The organism is Streptomyces sp. NPDC045287 (genome assembly GCF_056432325.1).
Genome location: NZ_JBWKJG010000001.1, coordinates 590289 through 613204 on the forward strand (window position 1 = coordinate 590289; position 22916 = coordinate 613204).

General features: G+C 75.2%; 12 protein-coding genes and 2 pseudogenes. 7 read left to right on the forward strand and 7 right to left on the reverse strand.

The window, feature by feature from the left end; genetic code table 11:
• Window positions 1-37: 37 nt before the first annotated feature.
• From AC07D6_RS02615 to AC07D6_RS02640, 6 genes and pseudogenes are all read left to right on the forward strand, one after another.
• The gene (locus tag AC07D6_RS02615) at window positions 38-1690 is read left to right on the forward strand and encodes a glycoside hydrolase family 13 protein (protein WP_479041352.1); all 1653 of its coding nucleotides are present in this window, start codon (window positions 38-40) and stop codon (window positions 1688-1690) included.
• Complete coding sequence (locus AC07D6_RS02620) at window positions 1678-2745, forward strand: LacI family DNA-binding transcriptional regulator (RefSeq protein WP_315878662.1); 1068 nt, start codon at window positions 1678-1680, stop codon at window positions 2743-2745. Before AC07D6_RS02615 ends, AC07D6_RS02620 begins: the two co-directional genes overlap by 13 nt.
• 19 nt (window positions 2746-2764) lie before the next feature.
• A pseudogene (locus AC07D6_RS02625) lies at window positions 2765-3115 on the forward strand (GNAT family N-acetyltransferase); the annotation flags it as partial.
• A 572-nt stretch (window positions 3116-3687) separates the two neighbouring features.
• A complete protein-coding gene (locus AC07D6_RS02630) occupies window positions 3688-5400 on the forward strand; it encodes a carbohydrate-binding module family 20 domain-containing protein (protein ID WP_479041355.1) in 1713 nt (570 codons plus the stop codon).
• 134 nt (window positions 5401-5534) lie between these two features.
• Entirely contained in the window at window positions 5535-10901 is a 5367-nt protein-coding gene (pulA, locus tag AC07D6_RS02635; RefSeq protein WP_479041356.1) for a pullulanase-type alpha-1,6-glucosidase, read from the forward strand.
• Between the two features lie 107 nt (window positions 10902-11008).
• On the forward strand, window positions 11009-11359 hold the full coding sequence (locus tag AC07D6_RS02640; RefSeq protein WP_479041358.1) for a 5-carboxymethyl-2-hydroxymuconate Delta-isomerase: 351 nt from the start codon (window positions 11009-11011) through the stop codon (window positions 11357-11359).
• On the opposite strand, the gene AC07D6_RS02645 is transcribed toward AC07D6_RS02640, so the two are convergent.
• Window positions 11344-12132 (reverse strand): TetR/AcrR family transcriptional regulator, encoded by a 789-nt coding sequence (locus AC07D6_RS02645; RefSeq protein ID WP_479041360.1) that lies wholly within the window; start codon window positions 12130-12132, stop codon window positions 11344-11346. The two genes, AC07D6_RS02640 and AC07D6_RS02645, sit on opposite strands and share 16 nt — an antisense overlap.
• Before the next feature lie 62 nt (window positions 12133-12194).
• Here AC07D6_RS02645 and AC07D6_RS02650 point away from each other — a divergent pair, with 62 nt between their 5' ends.
• Window positions 12195-12575 (forward strand): hypothetical protein, encoded by a 381-nt coding sequence (locus AC07D6_RS02650; protein ID WP_479041362.1) that lies wholly within the window; start codon window positions 12195-12197, stop codon window positions 12573-12575.
• 26 nt (window positions 12576-12601) lie between these two features.
• Here AC07D6_RS02650 and AC07D6_RS02655 read toward each other — a convergent pair whose 3' ends face one another.
• From AC07D6_RS02655 to glnII, 6 genes and pseudogenes are all read right to left on the reverse strand, one after another.
• Window positions 12602-14596, reverse strand: a complete 1995-nt coding sequence (locus AC07D6_RS02655; protein ID WP_391653548.1) for a hypothetical protein — start codon at window positions 14594-14596, stop codon at window positions 12602-12604.
• Window positions 14597-14639: 43 nt separating this feature from the next.
• Window positions 14640-17710 (reverse strand): annotated as a pseudogene (locus tag AC07D6_RS02660) (alpha-N-acetylglucosaminidase).
• 176 nt (window positions 17711-17886) lie between these two features.
• Complete coding sequence (locus tag AC07D6_RS02665; protein WP_315878654.1) at window positions 17887-18537, reverse strand: LuxR C-terminal-related transcriptional regulator; 651 nt, start codon at window positions 18535-18537, stop codon at window positions 17887-17889.
• On the reverse strand, window positions 18522-19772 hold the full coding sequence (locus AC07D6_RS02670) for a sensor histidine kinase (RefSeq protein WP_479041579.1): 1251 nt from the start codon (window positions 19770-19772) through the stop codon (window positions 18522-18524). The genes AC07D6_RS02665 and AC07D6_RS02670 overlap by 16 nt, the downstream gene beginning before the upstream one ends.
• A gap of 449 nt (window positions 19773-20221) precedes the next feature.
• Window positions 20222-21217 carry an NAD-dependent epimerase/dehydratase family protein gene (locus AC07D6_RS02675; RefSeq protein WP_315878653.1) on the reverse strand — a complete coding sequence of 332 codons (996 nt, stop codon included), beginning with the start codon at window positions 21215-21217 and terminating at the stop codon, window positions 20222-20224.
• Between the two features lie 642 nt (window positions 21218-21859).
• On the reverse strand, window positions 21860-22891 hold the full coding sequence (glnII, locus tag AC07D6_RS02680) for a glutamine synthetase (protein ID WP_315878652.1): 1032 nt from the start codon (window positions 22889-22891) through the stop codon (window positions 21860-21862).
• Between the last annotated feature and the right edge of the window lie 25 nt (window positions 22892-22916).

Consider the following 22916-nt stretch of genomic DNA (forward strand, 5'->3'; position numbering starts at 1 on the left):
CCGGCACCGCCCCCATCCCACTCCACCCAGGGAAGACATGACCCAGCACCTTGCCGCCCCCGCCGCCCCGACCACCGGCACGGACACCGGCTGGTGGAGAGAAGCGGTGATCTACCAGGTCTACCCGCGCAGTTTCGCCGACGGCAACGGCGACGGCATGGGCGACCTGGAGGGCGTCCGCAGCCGCCTGCCGTACCTGAAGGAGCTCGGCGTCGACGCCGTCTGGCTGAGCCCCTTCTACGCGTCGCCGCAGGCCGACGCCGGGTACGACGTCGCCGACTACCGGGCCATCGACCCGATGTTCGGCACCCTCCTCGACGCCGACGCCCTCGTCCGCGAGGCCCACGAGCTGGGCCTGCGCATCATCGTCGACCTCGTCCCCAACCACTCCTCCGACCAGCACGAGTGGTTCCAGCGCGCCCTGCGCGAGGGCCCCGGCTCCCCGCTGCGCGAGCGCTACCACTTCCGCCCCGGCAAGGGCGAGAACGGCGAACTCCCGCCCAACGACTGGGAGTCCATCTTCGGCGGCCCCGCCTGGACCCGCGTCGAGGACGGCGAGTGGTACCTCCACCTGTTCGCCCCCGAGCAGCCCGACTTCAACTGGGACCACCCCGCCGTCCACGACGAGTTCCGCTCCATCCTGCGGTTCTGGCTCGACATGGGCGTCGACGGCTTCCGCGTCGACGTCGCCCACGGCCTGGTCAAGGCGCCCGGCCTGCCCGACATCGGCGCCCACGACCAGCTCAAGCTCCTCGGCAACGACGTGATGCCGTTCTTCGACCAGGACGGCGTCCACGAGATCTACCGGAGCTGGCGCAAGGTCCTGGAGGAGTACGACGGCGAGCGCGTCCTCGTCGCCGAGGCGTGGACCCCCACCGTCGAGCGCACCGCCAACTACGTGCGCTCCGACGAGATGCACCAGGCGTTCAACTTCCAGTACCTGGGCGCCCACTGGGACGCCGTCGAGCTGCGCCGGGTCATCGACGCGTCCCTCGCCGCGATGCGCCCCGTCGGCGCCCCCGCCACCTGGGTGCTCTCCAACCACGACGTCACCCGGCACGCCACCCGCTTCGCCAACCCGCCCGGCCTCGGCACCCAGCTTCGCGTGCCCGGCGACCGCGAGCTCGGCCTGCGCCGCGCCCGCGCGGCGACCCTGCTGATGCTGGCCCTGCCCGGCTCCGCGTACGTCTACCAGGGCGAGGAGCTCGGCCTGCCCGACGTCACCGACCTGCCGGACGAGGTCCGCCAGGACCCGTCGTTCTTCCGCGCCAGCGGCCAGGACGGCTTCCGCGACGGCTGCCGCGTCCCGATCCCGTGGACCGTCGAGGGCAGCTCGTACGGCTTCGGCTCCGGCGGCAGTTGGCTGCCGCAGCCCGCCACCTGGGGCGCCCTGAGCGTCGAGGCGCAGACCGGCGTGCCCGGCTCCACCCTGGAGCTGTACCGCGCCGCCCTGCGCGTCCGCCGCGAGCAGCCCGGCCTCGGCGCGGGCGGGGCGGTGGAGTGGCTGGAGGCGCCCGAGGGCGTCCTGGCGTTCCGCCGCGAGGGGTTCGTGTGCACCGCGAACACGACCGGCGAGCCGGTCCGCGTCGACGCGCCCGGCCGGGTCCTGCTCTCCAACGAGCCGGTCCGCACCAGCGTGGACGGCACGGTCGAACTGCCCGCCGACACGACCGTCTGGTGGGCGGTGTGACCCTTCCCCCGTCGCGGGGCGCCGGCGACCTGACCGTCGGCGCCCCGCGGCTCGCGGACATCGCGGCCCAGGCGGGGGTGAGCGAGGCGACCGTCAGCCGGGTCCTCAACGGCAAGGCGGGCGTCGCGGGACCCACCCGCCACCGCGTGCTCGCGGCGCTCGACGTGCTCGGCTACGAGCGTCCCGTACGGCTCAGGCAGCGCAGCGCGGGCCTCATCGGGCTCCTCATCCCCGAGTTGACCAACCCCATCTTCCCGGCGTTCGCCCAGGTCATCGAGCAGGTCCTGGCCGGCTACGGGTACACGCCGGTGCTGTGCACGCAGATGCCGGGCGGGGCCACCGAGGACGAGCTGGTCGAGCAGTTGGAGGAGCGCGGCGTCACCGGCATCGTGTTCCTGTCCGGCCTGCACGCCGACACGTCGGCGGACCCCTCCCGGTACGAGCGGCTCGCCGCGCGCGGCGTCCCGTTCGTCCTGATCAACGGCTTCAACGAGCACATCGACGCCCACTTCGTCTCGCCCGACGACCGGGCCGCGGCCCGCATGGCCGTGCGCCACCTGGTGGAGCTGGGCCACGAGCGCGTCGGCCTCGCCATCGGCCCCACCCGGTACGTGCCCTCCCGCCGCAAGGCCGAGGGCTTCGTCTCCGCGCTGCACCGGATGCTGGGCGTGGAACGCGAACGGGCCGAGGCGTACGTCCAGCCGACGCTGTTCGGCGTGGAGGGCGGCCACGCGGCGGCGAGCGTCCTGCTCGACCAGGGCTGCACGGGCATCGTGTGCGGCAGCGACCTGATGGCCCTGGGCGCGATCCGCGCGGTCCGCGCCCGCGGGCTCGACGTGCCGTCGGACGTGTCGGTGGTCGGCTTCGACGACTCGCCGCTGATCGCCTTCACGGACCCGCCGCTGACGACCGTGCGGCAGCCGGTGCGGGCGATGGCGACGGCGGCGGTGGACGCGCTGCTGGAGGAGATCGAGGGGAACCCGGTGCAGCGCACGGAGTTCGTCTTCCAGCCGGAACTGGTGGTCCGCGGCTCCACGTCGGCCCCGCCGAGGTAAGCGGCCGGGGCCGCCCGAGGACGGCGGGCCGGTCGGCATGGCGTACGGCCACTGCCTCGGAGCCGACACGGTCTGGTGGGACCGGCTCGTGGAACCCGTGTCCGACGACATGCGCCGCGAGGACGGCCACCGCACCTTCGGGCTCATGGAACTCGCCGTACGGAGGCCCTGGCGCGGGCGGGGCGTGGCACGCCGGCTGCACGCGACGCTGCTCGACGGCGTCGGGGCCGCCCGCGTGCTGCTCAACGTCCACCCCGGGAGCAGGGCCGCTTCGGCCGCCTACCGGGCGTGGGGGTACCGCAAGGTCGGTGAGGCGCGCCCGTGGCAGGGTGCCGACCTCCACGACGTGATGCTGCTCGACCTGCGCTGACCGCGCCCGCGCGAACCGTGCCGCACGGTTCGTCATCTTCGGAGGGTGGCAGGCGCGCTGACCGCGCCCGCGTGGGTGGTGCCCGGCGCCTGGTGGGGTCGGGGGTTCCGGTGGCGCGAAGCCCGTCGTGTACGTTCGCGTGCCCGGAGCACGGCCGGGAGGGGCGGACGCGCGGTGAGGAGGCCCGGGGCTGCCCTTGCGGGGCGGCGGGGGCTTTTCGTGCCCCGGGCCTCCCGGTACGCGACCGGCCCGGCCGGCCGGGCGCGTGGGGCCGGCCGGAGCGACCGGACCCCCGGCCGACCGGACCGGAGTCGTGAGGGAACGTAACACTGCTGCAATACCTTGCGAAAGCCCTTGCAAGCCTCTGAACGCGCTGGTTTCCGTGTTGTGACCCGGAAGTAAGTGGAGTGTGTCGGAGGGGTTGACCTTGCGCCGGGGGGCTCGTACGGTCACGACCGAAAACTGTTGCTGCCGTCTTGCAGCAAGAAGATTCAACCGGCCTTGCGGGCATGGCGCGTTGCCGTACGAGGCTGCCCCCACCGCATCCGCACCTCCCCTCCCCAGGAGGAAACATGGCCAGAAGAACCGTGGCCGCCGCACTCGCCCTCGTGGCGGGAGCCGCAGTCGGCGTCACGGCGCCGAGCCAGACCGCCCAGGCCGCCGCGCCCGGAGACAAGGACGTCACCGCGGTGATGTTCGAGTGGAAGTTCGCGTCGGTCGCCAAGGCGTGCACCGACACGCTCGGCCCCGCCGGGTACGGCTACGTGCAGGTCTCGCCCCCGCAGGAGCGCATCCAGGGCTCCGCGTGGTGGACGGCGTACCAGCCCGTCAGCTACCGCATCGCCGGCCCCCTCGGCGACCGCGCCGCCTTCAAGAGCATGGTCGACACCTGCCACGCCGCGGGCGTCAAGGTCGTCGCCGACACGGTCATCAACCACATGACCTCCGGCAGCGGCACGGGAACCGGCGGGTCGTCGTACACGAAGTACACCTACCCCGGCACCTACTCCGCGACCGACTTCGACAACTGCACCGCGGAGATCAACAACTACCAGGACCGCTGGAACGTCCAGCAGTGCGAGCTGGTCGGGCTCGCGGACCTGGACACCGGCGAGGAGTACGTCCGCGCCCGCATCGCCGCGTACATGAACGACCTGCTGTCGCTGGGGGTCGACGGGTTCCGCATCGACGCCGCCAAGCACATGCCGGCCGCCGACCTGGCGAACATCAAGTCCCGGCTGACCAACCCCAACGCCTACTGGAAGCAGGAGGCGATACACGGCGGCGGCGAGGCCGTCTCCCCGAGCGAGTACCTCGGCAACGGCGACGTGCAGGAGTTCCGCTACGCCCGCGACCTCAAGCGGGTCTTCAACGGCGAGAAACTCGCCCACCTGAAGAACTTCGGCGAGGCGTGGGGGTACATGCCCTCCGGCCAGTCCGGCGTCTTCGTCGACAACCACGACACCGAGCGCAACGGCGACACCCTCAACTACAAGAGCGGCGCCACCTACACCCTCGCGAACGTCTTCATGCTCGCCTGGCCCTACGGCTCCCCGGACGTCCACTCCGGCTACGAGTGGTCCCACAAGGACGCCGGCGCCCCGGCCGGCGGGCAGGTCAACGCCTGCTACAGCGACGGCTGGAAGTGCCAGCACGCCTGGACCGAGATCAAGTCGATGGTCGCCTTCCGGAACGTGGCCCGCGGTCAGGGCGTCACGAACTGGTGGGACAACGGCAACAACGCCATCGCCTTCGGGCGCGGCACCAAGGCGTACGTGGCCATCAACCACGAGACCGGCCCGCTGACCCAGACGTTCCAGACCTCGCTGCCCGCCGGCACGTACTGCGACGTCCAGAGCGGCAAGCCCGTCACGGTCGACGGCTCCGGCCGGTTCACCGCCACCCTCGGCGCCAACACGGCGCTCGCCCTCCACACCGGCGCCACGTCCTGCGGCGGCGGCTCCACCGACCCCACCACCCCGCCGCCCGCCACCAGCGGCGCCTCGTTCAACGTGACGGCCACCACGACCCCCGGCCAGAACATCTACGTCACCGGCGACCACGCCGCCCTCGGCAACTGGAACCCCGGTAGCGCCCTCAAGCTCGACCCGGCCGCCTACCCCGTGTGGAAGCTCGACGTGAACCTGCCCGCGGGCACCGCGTTCGCGTACAAGTACATCCGCAAGGACGCCGCCGGAAACGTCACCTGGGAGAGCGGCGCCAACCGCACCGCCACCGTCCCGGCGAGCGGCAAGGTGACGCTCAGCGACACCTGGCGCAACTGACCCCGCACCACCGAGCCCCGCACCCGCCCGGGTGCGGGGCCTCCTCTCCGTACCACCCTCACCGAGGAGAACCCGCCTTGACACGCCTGAGCCCCCCGGCACGCCACCGGCGGCGGCGCCCGACGCACAGATCGGTGGCCGCCCTCGCGGCGGCGGCGATCACCGCGCTCGCCGTCCCCGCCGCCGCCCCGGCCAGCGCCGCGCCCCGGCCCCCGGAGCCCCCGTCCGACCGACGGCTGGCCGCCGAGCCCGCGCGGCACGACCTGACCCGCGAGCAGTTCTACTTCGTCCTGCCCGACCGGTTCGCCAACGGCGACCGGGGCAACGACCGCGGCGGGCTCACCGGGACCCGGCTCACCACCGGCTACGACCCCACCGACAAGGGCTTCTACCAGGGCGGCGACCTCAAGGGCCTCACCGAGCGGCTCGACTACGTCAAGGGCCTGGGCACCACCGCGATCTGGCTCGCCCCGATCTTCAAGAACCAGCCCGTGCAGGGCACGGGCGACAGCGCCTCCGCCGGCTACCACGGCTACTGGATCACCGACTTCACCCAGGTCGACCCGCACTTCGGCACCAACGCCGACCTGGAGCGGCTCATCGACAAGGCCCACGCCAAGGGCATGAAGGTCTTCTTCGACGTCATCACCAACCACACCGCCGACGTCGTCGACTACGAGGAGAAGTCCTACGAGTACCTCTCCAAGGGCGCCTTCCCGTACCTGACGAAGGACGGCCGCCCCTTCGACGACGCCGACTACGCCGACGGCACGCGCCGCTTCCCCCGGACGGACCTCGACTCCTTCCCGCGCACGCCCGTCGTCGCCGCCGACAAGAAGGACCTGAAGGTCCCGGCGTGGCTCAACGACCCGTCGATGTACCACAACCGGGGCGACTCGACCTTCGCCGGCGAGTCCTCCACCCACGGCGACTTCGTCGGCCTGGACGACCTGTGGACCGAGCGCCCCGAGGTCGTCGAGGGCATGGAGAAGATCTACCAGCGCTGGGTGCGCGACTTCGACATCGACGGCTTCCGCATCGACACGGTCAAGCACGTCAACACCGAGTTCTGGACCCAGTGGGCCACCGCCCTCGACGCGTACGCCGCCGACCGGGGCCGCGACGACTTCTTCATGTTCGGCGAGGTGTACTCCTCCGACACCTCCGTCACCTCGCACTACGTGCGCGAGGGCCGCCTCGACGCCACCTTGGACTTCCCGTTCCAGGAGGCCGCCCGCCAGTACGCCTCCCAGGGCGGCTCCGCGGCGAAGCTCGCCGCGCTGTTCGGGGACGACCACAAGTACACGACCGACAAGGCCAACGCCTACGAGACGGTCAACTTCCTCGGCAACCACGACATGGGCCGCTTCGGCGCCTTCCTCAAGCAGGACAACGCCGGGGCGTCCGACGCGGAACTCCTCAAGCGGTACGTCCTCGCCAACGAGCTGATGTTCCTCAGCCGCGGCAACACCGTCGTCTACGCGGGCGACGAGCAGGGCTTCACCGGCCCCGGCGGCGACAAGGACGCCCGCCAGACCCTCTTCGCCTCCAGGACCGCCGACTACCTCGACGACGACCAGATCGGCACCGACCGCACCCACGCCGCCGACGCGTACGACCCCCGCCACCCGCTGTACCGGCAGATCGCCGCGCTCGCGAAGCTCCGCGAGGCGCACCCGGCGCTCGCCGACGGCGTGCAGATCGAGCGGCACGCCGACCGGGGCGCGGGCGTGTACGCGTTCTCCCGCATCGACGCGAAGGCCCGCACCGAGTACGTCGTGGCCGTCAACAACGCCACGGGCCCGAAGACCGCCGAGCTGGCCACCGAGTCGGCCGGCACCGCCTTCCGCCCCGTCCACGGCGACACCGGCGCCGTGACCAGCGGCGCCGACAAGAAGATCACCGTCACCGTCCCGGCGCTGTCGGCCGTCGTCCTCAAGGCCGCCAAGCCCCTCGCCGCCCCGGAGGCCGCGCCCTCCGTCGAGCTGAAGGCCCCCGCCGCGGGCGCCTCCGGCACCGTCCAGGTCACCGCCGACGTCGACGGCGGACAGCTCAACCGGGTCGTCTTCGCCGCCCAGCAGGGCACCGGGAAGTGGCAGGTCCTCGGCACCGCCGACCACGCCCCCTACACGGTGAGCCACACGATCACCGCCCCGGCCGGCACCCCGGTCCGCTACAAGGCCGTCGCCGTCGACACGGCCGGCCGCACCGCGAGCGACCTCGCCGCCACCACCGCGGGCCGGGCCCCGGCCACCCCGGCCCCGACCGCCACCCAGCGCGACTACGCGATCGTCCACTACAAGCGCGCCGACGGCGACTACACCGACTGGCGCCTGTACGCCTGGGGCGACATCGCCGAGGGCGAGGCCACCCCCTGGCCCGAGGGCCACCCCTTCATCGGCCGCGACGCCTACGGCGCCTTCGCGTACGTCAAGCTGAAGCCGGGCGCCTCCAGCGTCGGCTACCTCGTCATCGACGGGGACGGCAACAAGGACGTCTCCGCCGACCGCGCCGTCGACCTGTCCAAGACCGGCGAGGTGTGGATCGAACAGGGCAAGGAGACCGCCCTCGACCAGCCGCCCGCCGGCGCCTACCCGCCGCAGGACACCTCCAAGGCCGTCCTGCACTACCACCGCCCCGACGGCGCCTACGACGGCTGGGGCCTGCACGTCTGGAACGGCGCCGCCGCCCCCACCGACTGGTCGAAGCCGCTCCTGCCCGTCCGCACCGACGCGTACGGGGCGGTCTACGAGGTGCCCCTCGCCAAGGGCGCCACGTCGCTGAGCTACATCCTCCACAAGGGCGACGAGAAGGACCTGCCCACCGACCAGTCCCTCGACCTCACCGCCGACGGCCACGAGGTGTGGATGCTCGCCGGACAGCAGAAGTACCTGCTGCCGCAGCCCAAGGGCGGCGGCGCGGCCCTCGACCTCGCCAAGTCCACGGCCGTGTGGATCGACGGGACGACCGTCGCCTGGAACGGCTCGCCCGCCGCGGCCTCCAGCCAGCTCGTCCACTCGCCCACCGGCTCCCTCGCCGTCGAGGACGGCGCCCTCACCGGCGAGGACCGCGCCCACTGGCTCCGCCTGAACCGCACGGCGCTCACCGACGCGCAGAAGGCCGCCTTCCCGCACCTGGCGAAGTACACCGCGTACTCCGTCGACCCGCGCGACCGCGACCGGATCCGCACCGCCCTGCGCGGCCAGCTCGTCGCCACCCAGCGCGCCGCCAACGGGGCCCTGCTCACCGCGACCGGCGTGCAGACCGCCGGCGTCCTCGACGCCCTGTACGGCGAGAAGGCCAAGGCGAAGGCCCTCGGCCCGGTCTTCCGCGGCGGCACGCCCACCCTCTCCGTCTGGGCTCCCACCGCGCAGTCCGTCGCCCTCGAACTCGACGGCCGCGCCGTCCGGATGAAGCGCGACGACACGACCGGCGTCTGGTCCGTGAAGGGCTCCCCGTCCTGGACCGGCAAGCCGTACCGGTACGTCGTCACGGTCTGGGCGCCCAGCGTCCAGAAGGTCGTCACCAACAAGGTCACCGACCCGTACTCCACGGCCCTCACCACCGACTCGGCGCGCAGCCTCGTCGTCGACCTGTCCGCCCCCGAGCTCGCCCCCGAGGGCTGGGCGACGCTCCGCAAGCCCGCCGCGGTCCCGCTGCGTGACGCGCAGATCCAGGAGCTGCACGTCCGCGACTTCTCCGCCTCCGACCCCACCGCGAAGCACCCCGGCGGCTACCTCGCCTTCACCGACCGCGACTCGGACGGCATGAGGCACCTGGCGAAGCTGGCCCGCAGCGGCACCTCCCACGTGCACCTGCTCCCGGCCTTCGACATCGGCACCGTCCCCGAGCGGAAGTCCGGCCGGGCCACCCCCGACTGCGACCTGAAGGCGTACGCCGCCGACTCCGACGAGCAGCAGAAGTGCATCGCGAAGGTCGCCGCGAAGGACGCCTTCAACTGGGGCTACGACCCGCTCCACTACACGGTGCCCGAGGGCTCGTACGCCTCCGACCCCGAAGGCACCCGCCGCACGGTCGAGTTCCGGCGGATGGTCCAGTCCCTCAACGGCACCGGCCTGCGCACCGTGATGGACGTCGTCTACAACCACACCGTCGCCGCCGGCCAGGACGACAAGTCCGTCCTCGACCGGATCGTGCCCGGCTACTACCAGCGGCTCCTCGCCGACGGGTCCGTCGCCACCTCCACCTGCTGCGCCAACACGGCGCCCGAGAACACGATGATGGGCAAGCTCGTCGTGGACTCGGTGGTCACCTGGGCCAAGGAGTACAAGGTCGACGGCTTCCGCTTCGACCTCATGGGCCACCACCCGAAGGAGAACATCCTCGCCGTCCGCGAGGCGCTGGACGCCCTGACCGTCGAGAAGGACGGCGTCGACGGGAAGAAGGTCATCCTGTACGGCGAGGGCTGGAACTTCGGCGAGGTCGCCGACGACGCCCGCTTCGTCCAGGCCACGCAGAAGAACATGGCCGGCACCGGCATCGCCACCTTCTCCGACCGGGCCCGCGACGCGGTCCGCGGCGGCGGCCCCTTCGACGCCGACCCCGGCGTCCAGGGCTTCGCCTCCGGCCTGTACACCGAGCCCAACGGCTCCGCCGCCAACGGCACCCCGGCCGAGCAGAAGGCCCGCCTCCTGCACTACCAGGACCTGATCAAGGTCGGCCTCAGCGGCAACCTCGCCGACTACACCTTCACCGACACGTCCGGGAAGCGCGTCAAGGGCTCCCAGGTCGACTACAACGGCGCCCCCGCCGGCTACGCCACCGCCCCCGGCGACGCCCTCGCCTACGCGGACGCCCACGACAACGAGACCCTGTACGACGCGCTGGCGTTCAAGCTCCCGGCCGGCACCTCCCCGGACGACCGGGCCAGGATGCAGGTCCTCGCCATGGCCACCGCCGCGCTCTCCCAGGGCCCCGCCCTGTCGCAGGCCGGCACCGACCTGCTGCGCTCCAAGTCCCTGGACCGCAACTCGTACGACAGCGGCGACTGGTTCAACGCCCTCCACTGGGACTGCCGCCTCGGCAACGGCTTCGGGCGCGGACTGCCGCCCGCCGCCGACAACCAGGACAAGTGGGCGTACGCGAAGCCGCTGCTGTCCTCGCCGTCCCTGAAGGCGGGCTGCCCGCAGATCGAGGGCGCCTCGGCCGCCTACCGGGACCTGCTGCGGATCCGCACCACGGAACGGGCGTTCAGCCTCGCCACCGCGGACCGGGTCCAGTCGGACCTGTCGTTCCCGCTGTCCGGGCGGGACGAGACGCCCGGCGTGATCACCATGCGCCTCGGCGACCTGGTCGTGGTCTTCAACGCCACGCCCGAGCGGCAGCGGCAGACCGTCCCGGCCCTCTCCGGCAAGGGCTACGCCCTGCACCCGGTGCAGGCCGGCGGCGCGGACGCCGTGGTGAGGACGGCCGCGTACGACACGGCCTCGGGCACCTTCACGGTCCCGGCGCGCACGGTCGCGGTCTTCACCGCCCGCTGACCCGCCCCGCCACCGCGGCGCCCCGCCTCCCGCACGGGAGGCGGGGCGCCGTTCCGACATCCGGGCGGCGCTTGTGCCGGGGAGCCGGGCGGGGTGAAGGTGGGGCCATGCCGCAGATCACCGTGGACTACTCCGCCGCCCTCGACGACGCCTTCGACCGGAAGGGCTACGCCAGGGCCCTGCACCCCGTCGTCGCCGACACCGTCGCCACCCGCGTCGAGGCGTGCAGGACCCGCACCCGCCGCATCGACGACTTCACCGCCGGGGACGGAACGGCCGACGCCGCCATCGTCTACGTGGAGATCGCCCTCCTCGCGGGCCGCACCGACGAGGCGAAGGCCCGCCTCGCCGAGGCCGCCGCCGCCCTCGCCCGGGACTTCCTGAAGCCCGACGACGAACTCACCGTGTACGTCTCCGCGGAGATCCGCGACCTCGACGCGTCCTACCGCAAGGCCTGAGCCGGCACGGCCGGCGTGCCCGCGAGGAGCGTCACGAGCCGCCCGACGAGGTCGCCGAACGGCCCGTCGGCGGGCTCGTCCGCGAGCAGGCCGGCCATGAGGCCCGCCATCTCCCCGTCGTACGCGGCGCTCACCGCGACCAGCGCCCCGAAGTCGTGCACCAACTGCCGCTCCAGCTCGGCGCGCGGGACGCGCCGCCCGTCCAGCCAGAACAGCGCCGTCGACTCGGCCAGCGCCACCCACGACCGCACCACCAGGTCGAGCCGGGCGGGTGGCCGCCCGCGCACCCCGAGGTGCGCCACGACGTGGTCGTACGCGGCCTGCCGTACCCCGTCGATCACCGCGTGCGCGGTCGGCGCCGCACCGGCCGGGCGGGCCGTACCGGTGGAACGGCCCGTACCGGTGGGGCGCGTGGGGCCGGTGGGGCGCGTGGGGCCGCCGCGCATCAGCGCAGCGAAACCCGGCCCGTGCTCCTCGACGAAGTCGAAGAACCGGCCCGTCACCCGCAGCAGCCGCGCACCGAACGGTCCTTCGCGCGGCTCCACGAACCGGCTCGCCAACTCGTCCGCCGCCTGCCGCAGCGCCGCCTCGTACAGGCTCTGCTTGCCGGGGAAGTAGTGGTAGACGAGCGGCCGGGAGATGCCCGCCGCGGCGGCGATCTCGTCGATGGACACCTCTTCGGGGGAGCGGTGGCCGAACAACTCCAGCGCCACGTCGATCAACTGCTGCCTGCGCTCCTCGACGCCCATCCGTCGGCGCACCCCGGTCGTCATGCGAACAGCCTAACGGCGCCCTTCGAACAGCGGTGGACACGCGGTCCGTTACGCTCCGGGACATGACCACAGCGGACCAGGACCCCCCCGGTACGGCGGACGCCCCGGACACTCAGGGCACCCCGGACCTCCCGGAGGCGGCGGCGCCGGAGCCCGCCGGGGACGACGCGCCCGAGCAGTCCCACGACGGCCTCACCCCGCGCCAGGCGCGCCGGCTGCGGATCGTCGTCGCGACGGTCCTGCTGGTCACCCTCGCCGCCGTCCTCGCGCTGCGCCTGGCGAGCCGGACGTCGGTCCTCGTCGTCGGCGTGTACGGGCTGGCGATGATCCTGTGCGGAGTGGTGATCGAGCTCAGCCGCCACGGCCGCACCCGCCTGGGCACCTGGCTCCTCGGTACGGGCCTCCTCGCCGCCCTCGCCGCCGACTGGCTCCTGCTGCCCTAGCCACCCGGCGGAACCGCCGGGGCCGTTCAGCGCAGGGTGCCGATCCGGGTCCCGTCCTCCAGCCTCCCGGTCAGCTCCGCCCGCGCGCCCGGCTCCGCCTCGACCGCCAGCAGCCGCCCCTCGGCGCCGCCCTCGACGCCGCCGGACGTGGCCAGCGACGCCACCCGCGGGCTGCCCGCCGCCAGGACGTACCACCGGCCGCCCGGGCCCTTCCACAACACCCCGGCCAGTACGTGCGGTTCGCGCGTGCCGCAGGCCGGGGAGTCCTCCGCCTTCGCCGCGAGCGCCCCGGCCGCGAGCGGCTCGCCCGGCCCGGCGTCCGGCGCGGGCGCCTGGAACTGCGCCAGCACCCTGCTGCCCGGCCCCCGCCACGTCTCCGCGCGCGTACACAGCCACGCCGCCGTCCCGGTGCCCGAACCGGGCAGGTCCTGCTCGGCGAACCGCCACGAGTTCACCGACCGCACGCCCCGCGCCCGCATCACCGGCAGCAGACACGCCGTACGCGCCCACTCCCGCAGCGCGCCCCGGTCCGTCACGTCCACGGGCTTCGCCGGCGGACCCGACGTGAGCCGCGCCGGAGTCAGCTCGCCCAGGTCCGTCAGGACCCGCGTCGCCACCCCGTCCCGCACCTCCAGCACGTCCCACGACCGGCAGTCCCGCGTCGCGGCCGGGCTCTGCATCGGCGCGGTCACCCCGGTCGCGTCCCGCTCCAGCGGTCGCGTGCCCCCGTCCGGCACCAGCAGGTCCCGCACGGCCACGCCCCGCACCCACGGCGCCGTCAGGTACCGCACGTTGGCGTGGGTGCGCCCCACCACCAGGGCCGCCGACGCGGCCGTGTCCGCCCCGTCCGTACGGGCGAAGTCCAGCGCCGCCACCTCCGTGCCGTCCGTCGGCTCCGCGTACCGCACCGCGCGCAGCCCGTCGTGGAACAGCACCACCCGCGCGCCGTCCACCTCGTCCGCGAACAGGAGCTGCGGCGGGCCCATCGGCGGACCCGGCAGCGTGCCCGGCGTCGCCGACGCCCGCACCCGCGAGCCGGGCCGCGCCCACACCGCGAGCGCCCGCCGCAGCAACGCCTCGTCGCCGGTCAGCCCGCCCCGCGCCGGCCACACCGAGAAGTCCGTGCGGGACGAGCGCTGCCACGCGGCCGGCGCGATCCGCCGCAGCTTCGCCGGGTCCAACGCCGCCTCCGACACCGGGTTGCGCGCGTACGGCGGCGCCGCCGCGCCGTCCCGCCCCCAGCCCTCGCCCGGCAGCCCCAGCAGCGCCCCGCACACGACGGCCGCCGTGCCCGCCGCGAGCGCCGCCTTCGCGTGCTGCCGCCGCCGCATCAGGTCCGTGGGCCGCGCCTGGAGCGTGCACGGGTCGAACTCCGGCGACTCCAGCAGCGCCCCGCCGTCCGCCCCGCCCGCCGCCCCGACCCGGTCCGCCTCCGCCAGGGCGGCCCTCGGGTCCGCGACCCCCGCCGCGGCCAGCATCCGCCGCACCTCCGCGTCGCCCTGCCGCTCCAGGCAGCGCAGCACGTACGCGGCCCGGCCGGCACCCGACAGGGCCGCCATCCGCTGGTCCAGCGCCAGCTCGTCGGCGCCGCCCGACCGGGGGAACAACCGCAGCCCCCACACCATCGGCAGCAGCGGCGGCAACTGCGCCCGCTTCGGCCACGCCCGGCGCCAGAGCGGCAGTCCGGCCTCCAGGGCCTGCCGCAGCACCCGCCCGCGCACGTACGCGTACCCCGGGTCCACGACGTCCTCCGGGCGCCGCCGCTGCACCGGCATCGCCGCCTCGTCGCCCACCGCCGTGCGGCGCCGGGGCAGCGACCGCTGGACCAGCGCGTGCGCGGTGAGGACGCGCCGGTTGCGGCCGAGGGACGGCGGCAGCACCAGATAGGCGATGCGGACCAGCCGCGGGTAGTGCTCGACGAGCGCCGCCTCGGCCTGCTCCACGTCGACGGGAGCGACGGCGCAGGCCGCGACGCCCGGCTCCGCGGCCTTTCGGGTGTGCTGGGCTTCCTGGGTGCTCACGCCCAACGCAACGAGCGACGGTGGGGTTGGTCACCTCGCCCCCTCACGCCCCCCACCCCGCGAGCCCGCCGAACACCGCCGTGCCGCGCGCCCCGCTCCCGCCGTGCGCGGCCGTCATGAACACCCCGGCGTCCTGGACGGGCGCCGCCCGCACCCCGGCGGCCGGCACCGCGGCGACGGTGCGCCACGTCGTGCCGCCGTCCGCCGAACACGCCCCGGTGAAGACGCCCGACGACCGCGACAACCGCAGCAGCGCCGGCGCCGCCACCCCCGGGAGCTGCCGGTACGCGTCGAGGGCGCCGTCGCCGTCGGCGTCCCACGCCAGCACCGCGCCCCGCGCCGGCGTCACCGCCAGGTACAGGAACCCGGGCGCCCCCGGCACGCCCAGCGCGTCGCGCACGGCGATCCCGGCGCGCGCCCACGGCCCCGTCGCCGTCTGCGCCTCCACCCGCGCCTCCAGCACCCCGCCCTCCGCGAGGGCGCCCTCCCGGTAGGACACGCCGAACTCCGCGACGCGCCGCCACAGGTCCCGGCCCTCGCCGTTGACCGCGAACCGCCCGCCCAGCCGCCCGAACACCGCGTCGTTCGACGTGTGGGTGCGCCACGTGTCGCCGAGCGGCCCCGCCACGTACAGCTCGCCCCGCCGCACCGCCGTCACCGGCGGCCCGCCCCGGTGCCGTACGTCGCGCGCACCGTGTAGGGCAGCGGCTCGACCGGGTCGGTGAGCGGCCGGGCGGGCGCGGTGACCCGCCAGGACGCCGCGGCGGACCCGGCGGCGGGGACGGGGCCGGTGCGGTGCGGCGGCAGCCCGCCGGGCGCCGGGCCGTCGAGGACCAGGTCGACGGGGCCGGTGCCGCCCAGGCCGCTGGTGTTGCGGAACGTCACGGTCACCTCGGCGGTGCCGCCCGGCGCGAGCGCCGGCGGGTCGCAGGTGACGGTGACGGCCCCCTGGTGGGGGGCGCGGGCGAGCACGTCGCGCACGCGCAGGGCGGTGCGGTACGGGTCGCCCGACGGCCGCAGCGGATACGGCTCCGTGCCCCGGCTCCAGGTCTCCTCGGCGGCGTACCAGTCGGCCGGCCGGGGTTCGCGGCCCTCGGCGAGCGCGTCCTGGAGCTCCTCCAGGTACGCCCGCCAGCGCGGCAGGTACACGTCCGCGATCAGCCCCGACCAGTCCCGGTTGGCGTAGCCCGTGAGCCGCCCGCCGTCCGCCGCCGCCCGGTTCGCCCACGACGTGACGAGGGCCCGCGCCGTGTGCTCCAGGCGCTCGCGCCGGGCGTCCGCCAGCCAGGGGCCCAGCAGGAACGCCCGATGGGCGCCCGCCACCTCGTCGGCCAGCCGCATCAGCCGCAGCCACAGTCCGGCCAGCGTCCGCAGCGCCGCCCGGTCCTCCGCCGCGTACGCCGCGTCCAGCTCCCCGATCAACTGCCGGGACCGGTTGGCGAGCGCCTGCCGGGTCACGTCCGTCAGGTCGTGGCGGTACGCGTCGGAGCGGCGCAGTTCCTCCCGCACGCCGAGCAGCGCGGTGAGCGCCCCGTCGAAGGCCGCCGGGTCGTAGGCGGGGGAGCGGGTCGCGTGGTGCGCCCCGGAGCGCGCCGACAGGGACGGCCGGGCGGCGAACACCGAGTCGTGCGGCCGTCCGTCGTCGCTGGTGAGCCGGTACGCCGTGGTGCTCAGGCGGGCGAACGCGGCGCGGGCCGCGGCGTCCGGGCCGCCGTAGCGCAGGTCGGCGTAGTTCGCGAACCACCGCGCGCGGTCCACGGGCCGCTCCCGCCAGGCCAGTTCGGAGAACAGCTCGAAGGCGGCCGGGTCCCGCCCGGCGGCCTCCGGCATGTACGCGGTGCCGACGAGCGCCGAGCCGGGCCGGTCGCGCCACGCGGTGAACCGCTCGGCCCACCGGTGCGTCGCGGCGCCGAGCGTGGTGCGACCGCCGAAGTTGGGGATCGTGCCGAACGCGTAGGGCGCGCCGCCCCAGTCGCGCTCCCGGTCGGTGACCGCCTCCAGGTCGGACAGCCCGTCGACGACGAGGAGCCGTGACCGGTCGAGCGCGTCGAGCAGTTCGCGGCGGGGGTTCGCCTGCCAGCCGAGGAGCACCCAGGTCGCCCGGGGGAGGGCCGTGCGCAGGGCCGCCTCGACGGCGCGGGCGGCGTCCGGGACGGGCACGTCGCCGGGGTCGCCGCCCTCGTGGAGCAGGTCCATCTTGACGTGCCGGACCTCCCCGAACAGCTCCCGCTGGTGGCGGTAGTAGGCGGCGGCGACCCGGCGGAACGCGCCGGTGCGCGGGTCCAGCCAGCCGGGGCGGGGCAGCCCGGCCCAGGTGCCCTGCGGGATCGTGCGGGCGCCCGGGACGCGGTCGGCGAAGCCGTCCGGGACGGTGCCGAAGTAGCCGGGCAGGACCGGGGACATGCCCAGCTCCCGCAGCCGGTCCGCGACGCGGCGGCCGAGCGCCGCCCGGCGGGCGAGGAGGTCCGGGGCGGGCGGCCCGCCGTACCCGCTCATGTTCTGCAACAGCCACCACGGCTGGTGCGAGGGCGCCGGGAGCCAGGCGCGCGCCTCGGCGTCGGTGTGCCCGAACTCCAGGAGCAGCCGGTGGTACACGGCCTCCGTGCCGGCGGTGACCAGCACCTCGTTGCAGCCGTGCAGGGCCAGCACGTCGATCAGCCGCTCCCAGTGCGACCAGTCCGCGTACGGGGCGGTGTAGCCGTCGTGGGTGTCGTTGAGGACGAACCGGTGCGGGACGGTGGCGCGGTGGGCGAGCGGCGCGGGCGGCGCGGGCAGGGTGCGGGGCAGGTCGGGCCGGCTGCCGCACCAGGAGACGTGCGCCCGGCACACGTACTTCAGGTACCAGTGGACGCCGGTGAGCAGCGCGACGGGGCCGGTCCCCGCGACCCGGACGCGCCCCCGCGCGCCGGTGACGCGGAACCGCTCGGGGCCCGGGGGCAGCCGCACGAGGTCGAACCGGTCGGCGTGTGCGGGCAGGAGGCGGTGCAGGGCGGCGCGCGCGGCGGCGACGGGGTCGGGGTGCGGCGGCGCGGGGGCCGCGGCCACGGCCGCGGGGGCGCGCCCGGTGAGCGCGGCGGTCGCTCCGGCCGCCCCGATCAGGGCACGGCGGGACATTCTGGAAGGTTCGGGCACCGTCGCAGGCTAGCCGGGTCCCGCCCCCGGAGCGGGGACGCGGAACGGCACCGCGGCGGACGCGTACGGGGCGAACCCGTGCGGCCGGGCCCCGCCCGCGGGGAGCGGGCCGTTCCGTGCGGATCCGTACGGATCAGTGCGGAGGGGGCGCGCGGGGCTCAGGTCCGGTCGAGGTACGCCAGCACGGCGAGGACCCGGCGGTTGTCGTCGTCGGACACCTTCAGGTCCAGCTTGGCGAAGATGTTCGAGGTGTGCTTCGCGACGGCCCGCTCGGTGACGCGGAGCTGCGCGGCGATGGCCGTGTTGGACCTGCCCTGAGCCATCAGCTCCAGCACCTCCAGCTCGCGCGGCGTGAGCCGGCCCAGCGGCTCGTCCCGCGCCCGGCCCCGGTCCAGGAGCTGCGAGATGACCTGCGGGTCCATCGCCGTACCACCGGCCGCCACCCGCCGCACCGCGTCGACGAACCCGTCCGCGTCGAACACCCGGTCCTTCAGCAGGTACCCGACGCCCCCGTCGCCGTCCGCCAGCAGCTCCCGCGCGTACAACTGCTCGACGTGCTGCGACAGCACCAGCACCGGCAGCCCCGGCCGGGTCCGGCGGGCGGCGAGGGCGCACTGCAGGCCCTCGTCGGTGTGCGACGGCGGGAGCCGGACGTCGACGACCGCGACGTCCGGCTCCAGCTCCGCGAGGGCCCGGGACAGTTCGGGGCCGGTCCCGACGGCGGCGAGCATCTCGCAGCCGTACGCCTCCAGCAGCCGTACCAGCCCGTCCCGCAGCAGGAACAGGTCTTCCGCTAGGACAACACGCACGGGATCTCCATCGTCACCACGGTCGGGCCGCCGGCGGGGCTGCTGACGGCCAGGATGCCGTCGAAGGTACCGAGCCGCCGCTCGATCCCGCTCAGCCCGGAGCCGCCCCCGGCCGCCCCCGCCCCGGCGCCGCCGATCCCGTCGTCGGTGACGGTGACGCTCAGCATGACGCCGGTGTACCGGACGTCGATCCACACGCGGTCCGCCCGCGCGTGCTTGATCACGTTGGTGAGGATCTCGCTCACCGCGAAGTACGCGGCGGACTCCACCGGCGGTTCCGCCCGGCCCGGCAGGTCCACCTCCACCTCGGCGGGGAGCGGCAGCCGCAGCGCGAGGGCCCGGACGGCGTCGCCCAGGCCCCGCTCGGCGAGGACGGGCGGGTGGATGCCCCGCACCAGGTCGCGCAGTTCGGCCAGGGCGGCGGCCGAGTCCTGCCGGGCCTTCGCCAGCAGTGCCTTCGCCCGCACCGGGTCCTTCTCGACGAGCGCCTCGATCGTGCCGAGGTCCATGCCCATGGCGACCAGCCGCGCCTGCGCCCCGTCGTGCAGGTCCCGCTCGATGCGGCGCAGCTCGGCGGCCGAGGCGTCGACGGCGTCGTGCCGGGTCTCGGTGAGCCGGTCGATCCGCTCGTGCAGCTCCGCCTCCGGCGGCCGACCCAGCAGCGCCCCCGTCAGCGCGAAGTGGCCCCGCAGCAGCGCCGGTCCGAAGCGCAGCCCCGCGGCGAGGACGACCAGCCCGAGCCCGCCCGCCGCCACCGCCGTGCCCGGACCGCCCACGGGCACGAAGGCGTACCAGTACGGGTCGGCGCCCGCGTCGAACGCCCGCCACAGGCCCGCCGCCAGCACCAGGCCCTCCACGCCGTAGGCGAGGACGAGCGCGGGGGCGAGCGCGGTGACGAACCCGGCGGACAGGTCCGTGACCAGCCACAGCACGTCCCGCCAGGTCGCCGGGTCCTTCAGCAGGTGCGCGCAGCGCTCCGCCCATCCGACGAGCCCGTCCCGCGCGTCGGCCGGCGGCGGACGGTACGCCTCCGGGATCCGCACCCCCGCCCAACGGGCCGCCAGCGCCCGCCGGGCCCGGGCGTGGGAGCGCACCAGCGCCAGTACCAGCGGGGTCGTCAGCACACCGACGCCCAGCGGGATCAGGGCCACCGACACCAGGGTGCACACGAGGAGGGCGACCGACGCGGGCAGCGCGACCAGCGCCACCGCGAACCCCCGTACCGCGGCGAGCAGGGCCGCCCGCGCCCGGCCGGCCGGGGCGCCGCCCCCGCCGCCGTACGCCGCACCCGCGTTCCCCGCCCCGGCCGTCCCCGTCCCCGCCACCGTCGTTCCCGCCACCGTCGTCCCCGCCACCGTCGTCCTCGCCACCGTCGCCTCCCGCGCCCGTGCCCGCGGCGCGCCCCGTGTCGCGCCGCAGCCCCAGTCTCCCGGTCGGGGCGGGGGCGGGTCACGGGGCCGGGCACCCGACCCGGGGTGTACCTGGCACCACCCCGGTCCGGAACCCCCGACCAGGAACCCCGGTCCGGGGCGTGCCCGGCGCCAGCCCGGCCCGGCTCAGGACCCGGCGCCCGGCCCGGCTCAGGACCCGGCGCCCGGCCCGGACCAGGAACCGGCGCCCGGCCCGGGACCCGGCGCCCGGCCCGGCTCAGGACCCGGCCCGTGATCAGGCCCCCGGCCCGCCCCTACAGCCCGAGGACCTTCGCCTCCAGCTCGGGATCGATCCCCACCGGGTCCCGGTCCGGCCGCCGCGGCGCCTCGCCGCCGAGGCCGCGCAGCCACGCCCACGTGTCGGCGACGGTCTCCTCGACGGGGCGGCACCGCAGGCCGGAGGCGAGCGCCTTGCTCACGTCGGCGCCGTGCATCGCGTCGTGCGCCTCGCCCGGCGGGACCCACACGGGCAGCCCCGTCCAGGGCTCGACGCCCGCGGCGAGGATCCGGTCGGGCGGCGTCCAGCGCAGTTCGGCGTCCGACCCGGTCGCCCGGACGCAGGCCTCCAGCAGTCCGCCCATCGTCGTGTGCCCCGGCCGGCTCACCAGGTCGTACGGGCCGGCCAGCCCGCCCTCGGCGGCGTCCAGCAGCCACCCGGCGAGGTCCCGCGCGTCGATGTACTGCAGCGGCAGGTCGCGCGGCCCCGGCGCGAGGACCGGGCCGCCGCGCGCGATCCGGTTCAGCCACCACGGCAGCCGGCCCACGTTCTCCCACGGGCCCAGGATCAGCCCCGCCCGCGCCAGCAGCGTTCGCTCGGGGCCGAACGCCCCGACGGCCGCCAGCTCCCCGCCCCGCTTGGCGCGCGCGTACGGCACGTCGTCCCCGTCGTCCGGCGACGCCTCCACGACCGGCTTGTCCTCGCGCAACTCGGCCACCATCGGCCACTCGTACACGGAGCAGCTCGACACGTACAGGTACCGCCCCGCCCGCCCCGCCAGCAGCCGGGCCGCGTCCCGCACCGCGAAGGGCGCGCCCGACCACGTGTCGACGACCGCGTCCCACGTGCCCCCGCGCAGCGCGGACAGACCCGCCCCGTCCGGCACCGACCGGTCGCCGCGCAGCACCGCCGCGCCGGGAGGCGGCTCGTGCCGCCCCCGGTGGAACACCGTCACCTCCCAGCCACGGGCGAGCGCGGCCTCGGCCACGGCCCGCCCCACGAACTCCGTACCACCCAGGATCAAAAGCCTCATGTCCCCGACTCTGCCCCGGTGCCCCCGCCCCGCCCACCGCTTCCGCTACCGGAGGAACAGCCGGAAGCGGAACCTCCCCCGGGTGGAGGCAGATTCCGGCCACGACCGCGTCCCGCTCGCCGGTGCGCGCCCTGCACGCCGCGCTGTTCGCCGCGGTGCTGTCCGCGACCGGGCACGCCCTCCAGGCCGCCCACCCCGTGCCGGTGCGCTCGCTGCCGGGTGCTTTCGCCCTGACCTGGGCACTCGCCCGGGCGGCGGTGGGCCGCCGACGGGGCGCCCCGGTGATCGGAACCGGACCGGTCGCCGTGCGGGCGGCCCCGCACCCGATGGTCCCGGCGGCTCGGGGACACCGCGGCCACGCGGCCCGTCCGGGCCGTTTCGGCCACGACGAGGCGCCCGCCCCACCGCCCCCGGACGGCACGCTCCTGGCGCGCCTCGGGGCCGCGGCCGTCCGCGGCGCCCGGCCCGCGCGGCGGGAGGGCCTTCCCCCGCCTCGCCCGCACGGCGTTCGCCCCGCCCCGGCGGCCGTCTCCCGCCGCCGCGCCGCTCACCCCCGTACGGCGTGCCCCCGTACCAGCACGGAGGGTGCCCCCGGCCGGACGGCTCCGGCCGGGGGCACCCCCTCGTCGCGTACGGGCGGGATCAGACCTGGCCGGCCTTCTCCAGCGCCTCGCAGCAGGTGTCCACCAGCAGGCGGGTCACCACGTACGGGTCGACGTTGGCGTTCGGGCGGCGGTCCTCGATGTAGCCCTTGCCGTCCTTCTCGACCTGCCAGGGGATGCGGACCGACGCGCCGCGGTCGGAGACGCCGTAGCTGTACTGGTCCCACGGGGCGGTCTCGTGCAGGCCGGTCAGGCGCTCGTCGACGCCCGCGCCGTAGTTCTTGACGTGGTCGAGCGGCTTGGAGCCCTCACCGAGCGCCTCGCACGCGGTGATGATCGCGTCGTAGCCCTCGCGCATCGCCTTCGTGGAGAAGTTGGTGTGCGCGCCCGCGCCGTTCCAGTCGCCCTTCACCGGCTTCGGGTGCAGCGTCGCGGAGACCTCGAAGTCCTCGGCCGTGCGGTAGAGCAGCCAGCGGGCGATCCACAGCTGGTCGGCGACGGTGACCGGGTCGAGCGGGCCGACCTGGAACTCCCACTGCCCCGGCATGACCTCGGCGTTGATGCCGGAGATGCCCAGGCCCGCGGCGAGGCAGTGGTCGAGGTGCGCCTCGACGATGTCGCGGCCGTGGATCTCGTCCGCGCCGACACCGCAGTAGTAGCCGCCCTGCGGGGCGGGGAAGCCGCCCTCGGGGAAGCCGAGCGGGCGGTGACCCTTGAAGAAGGTGTACTCCTGCTCGATGCCGAAGATCGGCTCCTGGGCGGCGTACTTCTCCGCGACCTCGGCCAGCTGCGCCCGGGTGTTCGTGGAGTGCGGCGTCATGTCCGTGTTCAGGACCTCGCACAGCACCAGGACGTGCTCGCCGCCCCGGATCGGGTCCGGGCAGGAGTAGACCGGCTTCAGCACGCAGTCGGAGGAGTGGCCCTCGGCCTGGTTGGTGCTGGACCCGTCGAAGCCCCAGATCGGCAGCTCGGCGACGTCCGCGACGGCGGCCGTCAGTATCCTCGTCTTCGAGCGCAGCTTGGCGGTCGGCTCGGTGCCGTCGATCCAGATGTACTCAGCCTTGATGGTCACGGGGCCTCATCCTTTTGCGGGTGCA